Source organism: Bacillus cereus group sp. MYBK95-2, assembly GCF_051915225.1.
Lineage (GTDB): Bacteria > Bacillota > Bacilli > Bacillales > Bacillaceae_G > Bacillus_A > Bacillus_A cereus.
On record NZ_JBQAEH010000004.1, the window covers coordinates 11,591 to 26,592 of the forward strand.

Consider the following 15,002-nt stretch of genomic DNA (forward strand, 5'->3'; position numbering starts at 1 on the left):
CTAAACTTATCCACTGTGAATAAGTTTAGTGTTTTTTACATGGGGATATAATAAAATGAGTTATTCTTCTTTTGTAGATAGGTTCGTTATGGTATCCTAATAATTTAGTGAAAGAAATAATCATGTTGAAATAGAGATAAATAAGCAAGTGAGGTGAAAGGACATGGAATTTGATACAATTGCTGCGATTTCCACAGCGCTTGGAGAGGGTGCAATTGCCATTGTTCGAGTAAGTGGGGATGATGCGGTTGAGAAAGTTGATCGTATTTTTAAGGGGAAGGATTTAACAGAGGTTCCTTCTCACACTATTCATTATGGTCATATTGTTGATTTAGATACAAATCAAGTTATTGAAGAAGTTATGGTGTCTATTATGCGCGCACCAAGGACTTTTACACGTGAAAATATAGTGGAAATTAACTGTCACGGTGGACTTGTTTCAGTAAATAAAGTATTGCAACTTATTCTAGCACAAGGAGTACGATTGGCAGAACCGGGCGAATTTACAAAACGTGCTTTTTTAAATGGACGTATCGACTTATCACAAGCAGAAGCTGTTATGGATTTGATTCGAGCAAAAACAGATCGTGCGATGAATGTAGCAATTAATCAAATGGAAGGGCGATTATCTAAATTAATTGGTCTTTTGCGTCAAGAAATATTAGAAACATTAGCTCATGTTGAGGTAAATATAGATTATCCAGAATACGATGATGTAGAAGAGATGACACATAATATTTTAATTGAGAAAGCGACGCATGTTCGTTCGGAAATCGAAAAAATATTAGAAACATCAAAACAGGGGAAAATTTTACGTGAAGGTATTGCTACAGCAATTATCGGTAGACCTAACGTTGGGAAATCATCGTTATTAAATAGTCTTGTTCAGGAGAAAAAGGCAATTGTAACTGATATTGCAGGAACAACTCGTGATGTTATTGAAGAGTACGTTAACGTGCGTGGTGTACCTCTTAAACTTATAGATACAGCCGGTATTCGGGAGACAGAAGATGTTGTTGAACGAATTGGTGTGGAACGTTCAAAAGAAATGATGAGCCAAGCGGATTTAGTATTAGTTGTTGTCAACTATAGCGAGGCTTTAACAAATGAGGATGAAGATCTATTCCGTGCGGTACAAGGAAAAGACTTTATTGTTATTGTGAATAAGACTGATTTACCGCAAGCGATTGATATGGAACGTGTTACAGAGTTAGCCGCGGGAAATCGTGTTATTACAACATCCTTAATTGAGGAACAAGGAATAGATGAACTCGAAAAGGCAATAGCTGATTTATTCTTTGAAGGAACAATCGATTCTGCAGATATGACATATGTTTCTAATGCGAGACATATTGGATTATTAACACAAGCAGGAAAAACAATCGGTGATGCAGTTGAGGCGATTGAAAATGGTGTACCAATTGATATGGTACAAATTGATTTAACAAGAACGTGGGAAATACTTGGTGAAATTACTGGGGACACAGTGCATGAAAGCTTAATTGACCAGTTGTTCTCTCAATTTTGTTTAGGAAAATAATATAGTGAAGTTGTAGAAAGATAGAGATTATTAGGAGGAATAAACAATGGGATACAATGCCGGTTCATACGATGTCATAGTAATCGGTGCAGGTCATGCAGGATGTGAAGCTGGTCTTGCGGCAGCACGAATGGGCTCAAAAACATTAATGTTAACAATTAACTTGGATATGGTAGCATTCATGCCATGTAACCCTTCTGTTGGTGGACCAGCAAAAGGGATTGTTGTTCGTGAAATTGATGCATTAGGCGGAGAAATGGGACGTAATATTGATAAAACTCATATTCAAATGCGTATGCTAAATACAGGTAAGGGACCAGCCGTACGTGCACTTCGAGCGCAAGCTGATAAATTCGCTTACCAACATGAATTAAAGAAAACAATTGAAGAAACACCAAACTTAACGTTGTTCCAAGGAATGGTAGAGCGTTTAATCGTTGAAGAAGGTGTATGTAAAGGGGTAGTTACACAAGCTGGTGCAGAATATACAGCAAAAACCGTTGTAATTACAACTGGAACATTTTTACGCGGCGAGATTATCATGGGCGACTTAAAATATTCAAGCGGTCCAAATAATCAGCAACCGTCTATTACATTATCTGAGCATTTAGAGGAACTTGGATTTGATCTTGTTAGATTTAAAACAGGGACACCTCCGCGTGTAAACAGTAATACAATTGACTACAGTAAAACAGAAATTCAACCAGGTGATGATAAGCCACGTGCGTTCTCTTTTGAAACAACGAAATTTATTATGGATCAAATTCCATGTTGGTTGACATATACAAGTACAGAAACACACCGTTTAATAGATGAAAATTTACATCGTTCAGCTATGTATTCTGGTATGATTAAAGGAACAGGCCCTAGATACTGTCCTTCTATTGAAGACAAAGTAGTAAGATTTAATGATAAACCACGCCATCAAATTTTCTTAGAGCCAGAAGGGCGTAATACACAAGAAGTATATGTACAAGGTTTATCCACAAGCTTACCAGAAGATGTACAACGTGACATGCTTAGAACAATTCCAGGCCTAGAAAATGTTGAAATGATGCGTACAGGTTATGCAATTGAATATGATGCAATTGTGCCAACACAACTATGGCCAACACTTGAAACGAAAAAGATTAAAAATTTATATACAGCAGGACAAATTAATGGAACTTCTGGTTACGAAGAGGCGGCAGGACAAGGGCTTATGGCTGGAATTAATGCAGCATGCCGTTCTTTAGGTAAAAAAGAAGTTGTTTTAGGTCGCGAGGATGCTTATATTGGCGTCTTAATTGATGATCTTGTAACGAAAGGTACAAATGAACCATATCGTTTATTAACGTCTCGTGCAGAATACCGTCTATTATTACGCCACGATAATGCTGATCTTCGTTTAACTGAAGTTGGTCGTGAAATTGGATTAATTAAAGAAGAGCGCTATGAGCGATTTACAAATAAAAAATTACAAATTGAACAGGAAAAGGAACGTTTAAGCAGCATTATTATTAAACCACGTCCTGAAGTTCAAGAATTAATTCGCAATATTGGCGGAAGTGAATTGAAAGATGGAATACGTGCAAGTGACTTATTACGTCGTCCAGAGATGACATATGAGCATATTCATCTTTTAGTACCAAGTGAAGTAGAATTAAGTGATGAAGTTAAAGAACAAGTTGAAATTCAGATTAAGTATGAAGGGTATATTGAAAAATCTTTACAGCAAGTAGAGCGTATGAAGAAAATGGAGAGTAAAAAAATCCCTGTAGATATTGATTATGATGCGATTTCTAGCCTTGCTTCAGAAGCTAGACAGAAATTGAAAGATGTTCGTCCACTTTCAATGGGGCAGGCTTCACGTATTTCTGGCGTAAATCCAGCGGATATTTCCATTTTACTTGTGTATATAGAACAAGGAAAAATTGCACGCGTATCGAACCAATAAATAGTAAGGAGATATTGCTAGATGAACATAGAACAATTTCAATCTATGCTAGAAGAGAAGGGAATCACCCTCTCTTCTAGACAGTTAGAGCAGTTCAAAATCTACTTTGAAACATTAGTAGAGTGGAATGAAAAAATGAACTTAACGGCTATTACAGAAAAAGAAGAAGTATATTTAAAACACTTTTTTGATTCCATTACAGCTGCTTTTTATTATGATTTTTCAAAACCATTCTCAATTTGTGATGTTGGTGCAGGGGCTGGATTCCCAAGTATTCCTTTAAAAATCTGTTTCCCGCACTTAAAAGTAACAATTGTAGATTCATTGCAAAAACGTATTAATTTCTTAAATCACTTAGCCCAAAAGTTAGAATTAAGTGATGTTGCATTTTGTCACGATCGTGCAGAAACATTTGGGAAAAAAGAAGGTGTACGTGAATCATACGATATTGTAATGGCACGTGCAGTTGCGCGTCTTTCTGTATTAAGTGAGCTATGTTTACCACTTGTAAAAGTTGGAGGAACATTCATTGCAATGAAAGGTGCAGCAGCAAACGAAGAAATTGAAAATGGCAAGTATGCTTTAGAGGTGCTAGGCGGAGAGTTGAAAGAGATGTCTACTTTCCAATTACCATTTGAAGAGAGTGAACGTAATATTTTATTAATCGAGAAAAAGCGCAAGACACCAAAGAAATATCCACGCAAACCGGGAACACCCAATAAATTACCTATTGAAAAATAAATCTTATTAGACGTAAGATTAAATTATATAAATGAAAACGTAAATGTTTCATAGGAAACATTTTATGGAGAATAGTCAATAGGCCTAAAAGGTGGTGGAATATGTATGAAAAATACGTTTTCTCGTTTATTTGGCTTTGGAGATAAAGAGAGCGAATTCGAATTACAAGACGAAAGCCATGAAGAGATAGATAAAAAGGTATATGAAGAAATACAAGAAATTCCGATAGTAAATATTACCCCTAACCGTTATCAACCAAGAACAGTTTTTGATGATGCGCGTATTGATGAGCTAGCATTAACAATTCGTACACATGGACTTATTCAACCGATTGTTGTAAGGCAATATGAGGATGATAAGTACGAGATTATTGCTGGAGAAAGACGTTTTCGCGCGGCAACAAAGTTAGGTTGGGAAAAGGTTCCTGCAATTATAAAGAATTTAAATGATACAGAGACAGCTTCTGTAGCTTTAATTGAAAACTTGCAACGTGAGGAACTAACGGCAATCGAGGAAGCTGTGGCATATCAAAAGCTGATTGAGTTACATAATTTAACACAAGAAGCATTGGCACAACGACTTGGAAAAGGACAATCTACAATCGCAAATAAGTTGCGCTTGTTAAAGTTGCCTGAAGAAATAAAAAGTGCATTATTAGAAAAAAGCATTACAGAACGTCATGCCCGCGCTCTCATTCCTTTAAAAAATGAGGAATTACAACTGAAGGTTTTACAGGAAATTGTTGAGAAACAACTAAATGTAAAGCAAACAGAAGAACGAATTGCGAAGTTACTAGAGGAAGCGAAACCGAAGCGTAAGGCAAAGCAAAAAGCAGTAAGTCGAGATACGAGGATTGCTATGAATACAATTAGACAATCTTTACAAATGGTTACTGAAAGTGGTTTGAATGTTAATTCTGAGGAAGAAGAATTTGATGAGTACTATCAAATTACAATTAAAATTCCAAAGAAAAAATAATAATGACGTGCTAGAGACCTTATCCTATTGGAGAGGTCTCTTTTACTATATTTTCTTGTTAAATGAAGAAGGAGTTTAGAAATAAATTTTGAAGTTTAATAAAGGACGTAAAAGAAAAAGTTTTATTTCATGTTACAATAAACGTAATTGTTACTAGAATAAGATAGAAAGGTTGAAAGTAGGTGACATCATGGGAAAAATCATTGCTATTGCTAATCAAAAAGGCGGTGTTGGAAAAACAACAACATCTGTTAATTTAGGGGCTGGATTGGCGCAAGTAGGTAAAAAAGTCCTTCTTGTAGATATTGATGCTCAAGGAAATGCAACGACTGGTGTGGGAATTGAAAAATCTGAATTAGATCAATGTATTTACAACGTTCTTGTGGAAGATGCAGATGTTCAAGGGGTTATACAGAAAACCGCAACTGAAAACTTAGATGTTCTACCCGCTACAATTCAATTGGCTGGTGCTGAAATTGAATTGGTACCGACTATTTCCCGGGAAGTACGTTTGCAAAGAGCATTACAGCCAGTTCGTGATGAATATGACTATATTATTATCGACTGTCCCCCATCTTTAGGGTTATTAACGATTAATGCATTAACAGCAGCAGATTCTGTTATTATTCCTGTACAGTGTGAATATTACGCACTAGAAGGGTTAAGTCAGCTATTAAATACAGTTCGACTTGTACAAAAACATTTAAATAAAAATTTAGCAATTCAAGGTGTATTGTTAACAATGTTGGATGCCCGTACAAATTTAGGGATTCAAGTTATAGATGAAGTGAAAAAGTATTTTAGGGATAAAGTATATCGCTCGATTATTCCGCGTAATGTACGCTTGAGCGAGGCTCCAAGTCATGGGAAACCTATTATGCAGTATGACGCTAAATCAAGAGGAGCAGAAGTGTATATAGATTTAGCAGAGGAAGTGATTGCAGGTGGCTAAAGGATTAGGAAGAGGAATTAATGTGTTTTTTCCTGATTTAGATGTGAAAGAAGAGGAAACAATTCAGGAGATTCTTGTAACTGAATTAAGGCCGAATCCATATCAACCGCGTAAACACTTTAATAAAGAGGCGATTCAGGAATTAGCAATTTCGATTAAGGAACACGGTATTCTACAACCATTAATTGCTAGGAAGAGTATTAAAGGATATGAAATTGTTGCAGGTGAAAGACGATTTCGTGCTGCAAAAGAGGCTGGTTTAGAAAAAGTACCTGCGGTTGTAAGACAATTAACTGAACAGCAAATGATGGAATTTGCTTTGTTAGAAAACTTACAACGAGAAGATTTAAATCCTATGGAAGAGGCAATGGCATACCAGATGTTAATGAATGAGCTAAATGTAACGCAAGAACAATTAGCGAAACGTCTTGGTAAAAGCAGACCTTACATTGCAAATTATACTCGGTTATTAAGCCTACCTTCTTTCGTACAAGATATGATTGCAAATGGTCAACTTTCAATGGCTCATGGGAGAACTTTACTTACGATAAAAGATGAAGAACAATTGAAGTCCTTATTGAAACGCATTGAAAAAGAAGGATTAAATGTTCGTCAATTAGAGAAAATCGTCCAAGAGATTAATCAACACGTTTCACGTGAAACAAAAAAAGTGAAAAAAGAGCGAAATATATTTTTCGTAGAACGTGAAACGTTCTTAAGAGAAAAGTTTGGCACAGATGTGAAAATTAAAGAGACGAAAAAAGAAAAAGGTAAAATCGAAATTGAATTTTTTAATAAAGAAGATTTAAATCGTATTTTAGAACTATTAGCACAGAAAAATTAAAAAGCAAACCATCTTATTATTTATAGATGGTTTGCTTTTTTTAATGCGGATAATTTTTGATCCGTCTCTTTTATACTTTTTGCGATTACATCAGCCATTTTCATGACTAAACTTAATCTTGTATTTTGAAGAACGAAAAACTCCATAAACCCATTTAGATTGACGATACCGTGTATGTGCAAATCACCAACTGCAGGTAATTTCTTATTCATAGCAGCTCCAGGTTTACTAGGTCCCTTTCCAGTAGTGATTGATCCGATATTTTGGGACTTTCCTAAACATGCATCAACAGCAATTATAAATGCAGTAGGATATTCTTTCTGTATATTCTGAATTTTCTCTTCTAAATTTAGCGCATGTACTGGCTCATCTAGTGTACCGAATACTTGGAGGTTTTGGATGTCTATTTGTTCAAGTTTTGTACCAACTAATGGGCCGAGTGCGTCACCTGTAGAGCGATCTGTGCCGATACAAACGAGAATGAGTGGTATATTAGTTTTAATAGGAATATGGGTAAGTAAGAAATTACTGATTATTTCAGAGGCTTCTAGATCTTGGTGCATAACGTTTTGAGTTTCTTTCTCAAAAAATGGTAAGCGAAAACTTCCAATATTCATGAAGCACCCATCCTTTTAATAAATTTTCAATATATGTTATATGGTGAGGAAAATGGAAAGTTATAAGTGCGTAATTTTTGCAAAATGTGAATGAAAACGGAAATAATAGTACTAGTATATATATATTCGTTCCATTTTATACCTGGATGTCGGGGATAAAATAGGATTAAAATCATAAAATTTTTTCAGCAATTAGGGGACTTCTGATACAATAATAAGGGTAACTAAAAAGAAATTTTAGCTAGAGAGGTAGAGGTACATGGATTTATTAGCGAAGTGGTTTAATTCTATGAAACAGTATTTATTAGATGCTGATCGTTGGGCTCATATTGGAGTTGCGACATTAAAAATATGTATTATTTTAACAATTGGTGCAGTTGTTGTGCGAATTGCAAGGGCGGTTGTACGAAATGCGTTTCGTATGGGGAGTCGTTCTCCAATTCAAATTTCAGAACGTCGTACAGTTACAGTAGCGAAATTACTTGAAAATATTGTAGCGTACGTTGTTATGTTCATTATGCTAATTGCGATTTTAGGTGTATTTGATATTAATGCATCAGGTTTATTAGCGGGTGCTGGGGTAATTGGTTTAGCAGTCGGATTTGGTGCTCAAAGTTTAGTGAAAGACGTTATTACAGGTTTATTTATTTTGTTAGAAGATCAGTTTTCAGTTGGCGATTATGTTAAAATCGGTCAATTTGAAGGAGTCGTTTTAGAAATTGGACTTCGTACAACGAAAGTAAAGAGTTGGACAGGTGAAATTCATACTTTACCAAATGGAAGTATTATTCAAGTTACTAACTACTCAGTTAGTAATAGTGTAGCGTTTGTTGATGTATCTATTTCATATGAGGCTGATATTGCGAAAGCAGAGCAAGTTATTGAAGATTTATTAGTAGAATTACCTTCAAAGTACGAAAAAATGGTAACAACGCCTCAATTATTAGGTGTGCAAACATTAGCTGCATCAGAAGTTATATTACGTGTTATTGCTGAAGTAGAACCGATGCAACATGCAGTTATTGCAAGGGCACTTCGTAAAGAGATTAAAAATCGTCTTGATTTACATGGAATTGAAATTCCATATCCACGTATGGTTTTATATAATCGTGAAGAATTAGTTAGTGGAAAAGCAATTTAGTATGGAGAGGAGTTTGGAGAATGGAGCAAAAGGAATATAACTTGTATGATGTTGTGGAAATGAAGAAAGCCCATCCATGTGGCGAGAATCGTTGGAAAATTATTCGTATGGGAATGGATATCCGCATTAAGTGCGAGGGGTGTGACCATTCAGTAATGATTCCTCGAAGAGAGTTTGATCGTAAGGTGAAAAAAATACTTGTGAAGCACGAAGAATAGAGGAAGAGTAACAGTTACAGTAGGTAACTGTTACTTTTTTTCGTTTGGCGGAAACTTGTCATTTTTTTCGTTACTATCTATAATGATGAAAGATTGAGACATAGGAGTGAAAAATATGGGATTAACGGCTGGGATTGTTGGATTACCTAACGTAGGGAAGTCCACTTTATTTAATGCAATTACACAAGCAGGAGCAGAATCTGCGAACTATCCATTCTGTACAATTGATCCAAACGTAGGGATTGTAGAAGTACCAGATGAGCGTTTAAATAAATTAACGGAATTAGTAGAACCGAAAAAGACTGTTCCGACTGTATTCGAGTTTACTGATATTGCAGGTATCGTAAAAGGTGCTAGTAAAGGTGAAGGTTTAGGAAATAAATTCTTATCTCACATTCGTCAAGTAGATGCAATTTGCCAAGTTGTTCGTTGTTTTGAAGACGAAAATATTACGCACGTTTCAGGGAAAGTAGATCCAATTGATGATATTGAAACAATCAATTTAGAGCTAATTTTAGCGGACTTAGAGTCTGTTGATAAGCGTATCGAGCGTGTTGCGAAATTAGCAAGACAAAAAGATAAAGAAGCGGTATATGAGCATGAAATTTTAGTTCGTTTAAAAGAAGCTTTTGAAGAGGGAAAACCAGCTCGTACTGTTGAATTTACAGAAGAGCAGATGAAGATTGTTAAAGGCCTTCATTTACTTACAACAAAAGAAATGTTATACGTAGCGAATGTAAGTGAAGACGATATTATCGATCCTTCGGAAAATAAATACGTACAAATGGTAAAAGAATTTGCAGCAAATGAAAATTCTCAAGTAATCGTTGTATGTGCAAAAATCGAATCAGAAATCGCTGAATTAGACGAAGAAGAGAAAAAAGTATTCCTTGAAGAATTAGGAATTGAAGAGTCTGGTTTAGATCAATTAATTCGTGCAGCATATGACCTATTAGGACTTGCTACGTACTTTACAGCTGGCGTTCAAGAAGTACGTGCTTGGACATTTAAACAAGGAATGAAGGCACCACAATGTGCTGGTGTTATTCATACAGACTTTGAGCGTGGATTTATTCGTGCAGAAACAGTTTCTTACGATGATTTAATGACAAACGGTTCTATGACAGCTGCAAAAGAAGCTGGAAAAGTACGTTTAGAAGGAAAAGAATATATCGTAAAAGACGGAGATGTTATGCACTTCCGTTTTAACGTTTAATTTAATATTTCCTAGGAAAAATAAAGATATGAACTTGGCAAATATATTATATGTTTGCCAAGTTTTTTATGTATTGGTGAGTTGATTCATATAACTTACTATGATATAATCTAAACTCGTGAGTAATTACTATAAATTAATTGCTCCTTGCCCATTACGGGCCGTTTAGACCAAAAGGAGGTGAAAGTGTAATGAGAAAGTACGAAATTATGTACATCATTCGTCCTGGCGTTGAAGAAGAAGCTCAAAAAGCTTTAGTTGAACGTTTTGCAGGTGTTTTAACAAACAATGGTGCAGAAATCATTAACACGAAAGAGTGGGGTAAGCGTCGTTTAGCTTACGAAATCAACGACTTACGTGAAGGTTTCTACATGATCTTAAACGTGAAATCTAACGCAGAAGCGATTAACGAATTCGACCGTTTAGCTAAGATCAACGAAGACATCCTTCGTCATATCGTTGTTAAAGAAGAAGAAAAATAATTGATATATAAGGGAGAGTGGTTCGATTGATGAATCGTGTTATCCTCGTTGGTCGTTTAACTAAGGACCCTGACTTACGTTACACGCCCAATGGTGTCGCAGTAGCTACTTTTACGTTAGCTGTGAATCGCGCATTTGCCAATCAGCAAGGTGAGCGTGAAGCTGACTTTATTAATTGTGTAATATGGCGTAAACAAGCAGAAAACGTAGCAAATTATTTGAAAAAAGGTAGCTTAGCAGGCGTAGATGGACGTCTTCAAACTCGTAATTACGAGGGACAAGATGGTAAACGTGTATACGTAACAGAAGTTCTTGCGGAAAGCGTGCAATTTTTAGAGCCGCGTAATGGCGGTGGGGAGCAACGTGGTTCATTTAATCAGCAACCATCAGGAGCTGGTTTCGGTAACCAAGGCTCTAACCCATTTGGTCAATCTAGTAATTCAGGTAACCAAGGTAACTCTGGATTTACGAAGAATGACGATCCATTTTCAAATGTAGGTCAACCGATCGACATTTCCGACGACGATTTACCGTTCTAATACAGTAAATTTGTTAGTTTTAACAAAGAATGGAGGGAAATAGACATGGCAGGACGCAAAGGTGGACGTGCGAAACGTCGTAAGGTGTGTTTCTTCACAGCTAACGGCATCACTCGCATTGACTATAAAGATGTTGATTTATTAAAACGTTTCGTTTCTGAGCGTGGTAAAATTTTACCTCGTCGTGTAACAGGAACAAGCGCAAAATACCAACGCAAACTTACAGTTGCAATTAAACGTGCTCGTCAAATGGCACTTTTACCATATGTTGGTGAATAATAGCGTATGAAATGCACAGTAGAGTCGGACTCTACTGTGCATTTTGCTATGCTTTTCTTTTTGAAAGAGAGGTTAAAATGTGAAACAAACAAAGTTTATTACAGAAGGTGCAGCATTATTAGCTATATATGCAATTGTATTGCTTATATCTATGTATGTTCCGATTTTGGGTACAGTTGTAACTTTTGCGTTGCCGTTACCATTTATACTATTAATGATAAGACATAAACTATCTAATGTGCTCGTGGTTTTTGTAGCAGCACTTTTTGTTACTATTATTGTGAGTCAACCGCTGAATTTAGTGAAGACAATTATGTTTGGATTGATAGGGATTGTTTTAGGATATATGTATAAAACAAGAAAAAAGCCAGTTGAAATCTTAATAGCGGGGACGCTTGCATACTTAATTGGTTTTGTACTTATTTATGTTGCGAGTATAAAGTTTTTCAACATAGATATAATGAAGCAAATGCAAAGTATGTTTAGTGAAAGTATGGCGAAAAGCGAAAAGATAGTAAGTGCTACAGGTATGCCGATTAGTAAGGAACAAAAAGAGCTACTTGCACAAATGAATGATATATTACAATCGTTACTTCCAAGTATACTTGTGCTAGTTTCAGTATGTTTTTCTTGGATTACAGTGATAATATCAGGTAGTGTTTTGAAAAAGTTAAAACATGAAGTTATATCTTGGCCTAAATTTAAAGATATACAATTACCAAAGAGTATCATTTGGTATTACGTTATATTTATTTTGTTAGCAACTTTTATAAAAGTAGAACCAACATCATATTTACATATGGTATTTTCTAACCTAAATGTCATATTTGCACTATTGCTTGTACTGCAAGGTCTGACATTTATCGCCTTTTTAGCGTATAGAAAAGGTTTTACTAAAGGGGTTCCTATTATTAGTTTTATTGCATGCATGTTTATTCCGATGCTGTTTCCTCTTGTGACAATCTTAGGTATAATTGACTTAGGGATTTCATTGCGTTCTAAAATAGGGGGATAAAATAATATTCCTTATACTATTTTAATCTGTTTAACTAACTGGAAGGTAAGTTAGTTTTACTTTATAGGAGTTGTATACATGCCTGAATTTGATAAGAAACAGTGGTTTTTATATCCTGTTTATGTATTGGCATTTTTTGTGTTTGTGCTCATTTCAATTCTCTGTTATTTTCATTTAATTATGGGTATAGCTGCTTTTGTCATTTTTTGTATCGTATTCTTTATCGTTATACGATTTGAACTTAATTTTCAAAGGAATTTCGAAAAGCATACGACAGATATGATTACAAGAGTAAAGAAAGTAAGTAATGAAGCATTTAACCAAATGCCGATTGGTATTTTGTTATACAATAAGGATTATGGGATTGATTGGGCAAATCCTTATTTATCTTCATGTCTGGGACAGCACGCATTAGCTGGGTGGCACCTTTACGATGTATCAGAAACATTACTTCTTTTCATTAAAGGAGAAACTTCTGATGATATAGTCTCTTTAAATAATCGAAAGTTTCGCGTTTTTGTAAGGAAAGAAGAAAAGTTAATTTATTTCTTTGATGTAACGGAACAAACAGAAATCGAAAAGATGTACGAGGATCAAAGGACTGTTTTAGCTGTCATCTATTTGGATAATTATGATGAAGTTACACAAGGATTAGATGATCAATTACGTACGAATATAACAAGTCTTGTGACATCGCGACTAAATGAATGGGCACTTAAGTATGGTGCTTATTTAAAACGTGCATCTTCAGAAAGATTCTTCGTTGTGCTAAATGAAAGTATTTTGACGCAGATGGAGAAAGGGAAATTTAGCATTTTAGATCAGGTGCGTGAAGAAACATCTAAAAGGAATATACCACTTACATTAAGTGTGGGTGTCGGATCAGGTGATTTACCTTTATCAGAGCTTGGAGCAATGGCTCAATCTGGTTTAGATCTTGCGCTTGGGCGTGGGGGAGACCAAGTAGCTATTAAACAAGCGACAGGTAAAGTTAAGTTCTATGGAGGTAAGACAAATCCGGTTGAAAAACGTACCCGTGTACGCGCCAGGGTCATTTCGCATGCGTTAAAGGATTTAGTATTAGAAAGTAGTAATGTCATTATTATGGGGCATAGGGCTCCCGATATGGACGCAATTGGTGCTGCGATTGGTATTTTAAAAGTGGCTCAATTAAATGAGCGTAAAGGATATATTGTGTTAGATGAAAATGATTCCGATAAAGGAATTAAGCGTTTGATGGACAAAGTGAAACAAAATGAGGAGTTATGGTCTCATTTTATTACTCCAGAGCAAGCGATGGAATTTGCAAATGATGAGTCGTTACTTGTTGTTGTCGATACGCATAAACCTTCTATGGTGATGGAGCAAAAACTGTTACATAAAATTGAAAATGTAGTAGTTATTGATCATCATCGCCGTGGAGAAGATTTTATTGAAGACCCATTGCTAGTTTATATGGAACCATATGCTTCTTCAACGGCAGAATTGGTTACAGAATTACTTGAGTATCAACCTAAAAATTTAAAGATGACAATGTTAGAAGCGACGGCATTGTTAGCGGGTATTATTGTCGACACGAAAAGTTTCACATTCCGGACAGGGGCTCGTACATTTGATGCTGCTTCTTATTTACGCTCACATGGTGCAGATACTGTACTTGTACAAGAACTTTTAAAGGAAGATATGGATCAGTATTTACGGGTTGCAAAAGCTATAAAAAATGCGTACATTTATAAAAATGGAATTGCGATTGCTAAAGTTGATAGTGATGATTACTACGATCAAGTGCTTATTGCGCAATCGGCAGACACGTTATTAACGATGACAGGGATTATTGCATCATTTGTTGTTGCGAAACGTGGCGAGAATCTCATTGGAATTAGCAGCAGGTCTTTAGGTGAAGTGAATGTGCAGCTAATTATGGAAAACTTAGGCGGTGGCGGGCATTTGACGAATGCAGCCACACAGATGAAAAATGTTACAGTAGATGAAGCTGAGGAGAAGCTTCGATTTGTTATTGATGACTATTTACAGGGAGGCACACAATCATGAAAGTAATTTTTCTAAAAGACGTAAAAGGTAAAGGTAAAAAAGGAGAAGTAAAAAACGTACCAGATGGCTATGCAAACAACTTCTTACTAAAACAAGGATTAGCTGCTGAAGCAACAAATAGCAGTATGAAAACTTTAGAAGCTCAAAAGCGTAAAGAAGAAAAAGATGCAGCAGCAGAGCTTGAAAATGCAAAAGAGTTAAAAGAGACTTTAGAGAAATTAACTGTAGAATTAAAGGCGAAATCTGGAGAAGGTGGCCGTTTATTTGGTTCTATCACAAGCAAACAAATCGTAGATGCAATGCAAAAATCACACAAGATTAAACTTGATAAACGTAAATTTGAAATGGACGATGCAATCCGCGCGTTAGGTTATACAAACGTTACTGTGAAATTGCATCCACAAGTAACAGCAACAGTAAAAGTTCATGTTAGTGAACAATAAAAATAAATT

16 protein-coding genes are annotated in these 15,002 nt (G+C 35.6%); 15 read left to right on the top strand and 1 reads right to left on the bottom strand.

Annotated features, from left to right (window positions below):
• Positions 1 to 163: 163 nt before the first annotated feature.
• The 6 genes from mnmE to spo0J all read left to right on the top strand — a co-directional run bounded on the left by mnmE (position 164) and on the right by spo0J (position 6,991).
• On the top strand, positions 164 to 1,540 hold the full coding sequence (gene mnmE, locus ACTFN4_RS14680; protein ID WP_000393757.1) for a tRNA uridine-5-carboxymethylaminomethyl(34) synthesis GTPase MnmE: 1,377 nt from the start codon (positions 164 to 166) through the stop codon (positions 1,538 to 1,540).
• A gap of 46 nt (positions 1,541 to 1,586) precedes the next feature.
• A complete protein-coding gene (gene mnmG, locus ACTFN4_RS14685) occupies positions 1,587 to 3,476 on the top strand; it encodes a tRNA uridine-5-carboxymethylaminomethyl(34) synthesis enzyme MnmG (RefSeq protein ID WP_000541031.1) in 1,890 nt (629 codons plus the stop codon).
• A 21-nt stretch (positions 3,477 to 3,497) separates the two neighbouring features.
• Positions 3,498 to 4,217: a 16S rRNA (guanine(527)-N(7))-methyltransferase RsmG gene (gene rsmG / locus ACTFN4_RS14690; RefSeq protein WP_001019628.1), complete on the top strand. Its 720-nt coding sequence runs from the start codon at positions 3,498 to 3,500 to the stop codon at positions 4,215 to 4,217.
• Between the two features lie 105 nt (positions 4,218 to 4,322).
• Positions 4,323 to 5,195 carry a nucleoid occlusion protein gene (noc, locus tag ACTFN4_RS14695; RefSeq protein WP_000799016.1) on the top strand — a complete coding sequence of 291 codons (873 nt, stop codon included), beginning with the start codon at positions 4,323 to 4,325 and terminating at the stop codon, positions 5,193 to 5,195.
• A gap of 190 nt (positions 5,196 to 5,385) precedes the next feature.
• Positions 5,386 to 6,147 carry a sporulation initiation inhibitor protein Soj gene (soj, locus tag ACTFN4_RS14700; RefSeq protein WP_000516114.1) on the top strand — a complete coding sequence of 254 codons (762 nt, stop codon included), beginning with the start codon at positions 5,386 to 5,388 and terminating at the stop codon, positions 6,145 to 6,147.
• Positions 6,140 to 6,991 (top strand): stage 0 sporulation protein Spo0J, encoded by an 852-nt coding sequence (gene spo0J, locus ACTFN4_RS14705; RefSeq protein ID WP_001051832.1) that lies wholly within the window; start codon positions 6,140 to 6,142, stop codon positions 6,989 to 6,991. The genes soj and spo0J overlap by 8 nt, the downstream gene beginning before the upstream one ends.
• A 20-nt stretch (positions 6,992 to 7,011) precedes the next feature.
• On the opposite strand, the gene yyaC is transcribed toward spo0J, so the two are convergent.
• Positions 7,012 to 7,608, bottom strand: a complete 597-nt coding sequence (gene yyaC, locus ACTFN4_RS14710) for a spore protease YyaC (RefSeq protein ID WP_001020714.1) — start codon at positions 7,606 to 7,608, stop codon at positions 7,012 to 7,014.
• A gap of 259 nt (positions 7,609 to 7,867) precedes the next feature.
• Between yyaC and ACTFN4_RS14715 the strand changes: the two genes are divergently transcribed.
• From ACTFN4_RS14715 to rplI, 9 genes are all read left to right on the top strand, one after another.
• Positions 7,868 to 8,749: a mechanosensitive ion channel family protein gene (locus tag ACTFN4_RS14715; protein ID WP_000364814.1), complete on the top strand. Its 882-nt coding sequence runs from the start codon at positions 7,868 to 7,870 to the stop codon at positions 8,747 to 8,749.
• Between the two features lie 20 nt (positions 8,750 to 8,769).
• Positions 8,770 to 8,967 (top strand): DUF951 domain-containing protein, encoded by a 198-nt coding sequence (locus ACTFN4_RS14720; RefSeq protein WP_000435485.1) that lies wholly within the window; start codon positions 8,770 to 8,772, stop codon positions 8,965 to 8,967.
• 115 nt (positions 8,968 to 9,082) lie between these two features.
• Complete coding sequence (ychF, locus tag ACTFN4_RS14725) at positions 9,083 to 10,183, top strand: redox-regulated ATPase YchF (protein ID WP_000524657.1); 1,101 nt, start codon at positions 9,083 to 9,085, stop codon at positions 10,181 to 10,183.
• A 191-nt stretch (positions 10,184 to 10,374) separates the two neighbouring features.
• Positions 10,375 to 10,665, top strand: a complete 291-nt coding sequence (rpsF, locus tag ACTFN4_RS14730) for a 30S ribosomal protein S6 (protein WP_001233778.1) — start codon at positions 10,375 to 10,377, stop codon at positions 10,663 to 10,665.
• Between the two features lie 26 nt (positions 10,666 to 10,691).
• The gene (gene ssb, locus ACTFN4_RS14735) at positions 10,692 to 11,204 is read left to right on the top strand and encodes a single-stranded DNA-binding protein (protein WP_000981966.1); all 513 of its coding nucleotides are present in this window, start codon (positions 10,692 to 10,694) and stop codon (positions 11,202 to 11,204) included.
• A 45-nt stretch (positions 11,205 to 11,249) separates the two neighbouring features.
• Complete coding sequence (gene rpsR / locus ACTFN4_RS14740) at positions 11,250 to 11,483, top strand: 30S ribosomal protein S18 (RefSeq protein WP_000918873.1); 234 nt, start codon at positions 11,250 to 11,252, stop codon at positions 11,481 to 11,483.
• 79 nt (positions 11,484 to 11,562) lie between these two features.
• A complete protein-coding gene (locus ACTFN4_RS14745) occupies positions 11,563 to 12,498 on the top strand; it encodes a YybS family protein (RefSeq protein WP_439962495.1) in 936 nt (311 codons plus the stop codon).
• A gap of 78 nt (positions 12,499 to 12,576) precedes the next feature.
• Positions 12,577 to 14,550 (top strand): DHH family phosphoesterase, encoded by a 1,974-nt coding sequence (locus ACTFN4_RS14750; RefSeq protein ID WP_001113785.1) that lies wholly within the window; start codon positions 12,577 to 12,579, stop codon positions 14,548 to 14,550.
• Complete coding sequence (rplI, locus tag ACTFN4_RS14755) at positions 14,547 to 14,993, top strand: 50S ribosomal protein L9 (RefSeq protein WP_000864228.1); 447 nt, start codon at positions 14,547 to 14,549, stop codon at positions 14,991 to 14,993. The genes ACTFN4_RS14750 and rplI overlap by 4 nt, the downstream gene beginning before the upstream one ends.
• The last annotated feature ends 9 nt before the right edge of the window (positions 14,994 to 15,002 follow it).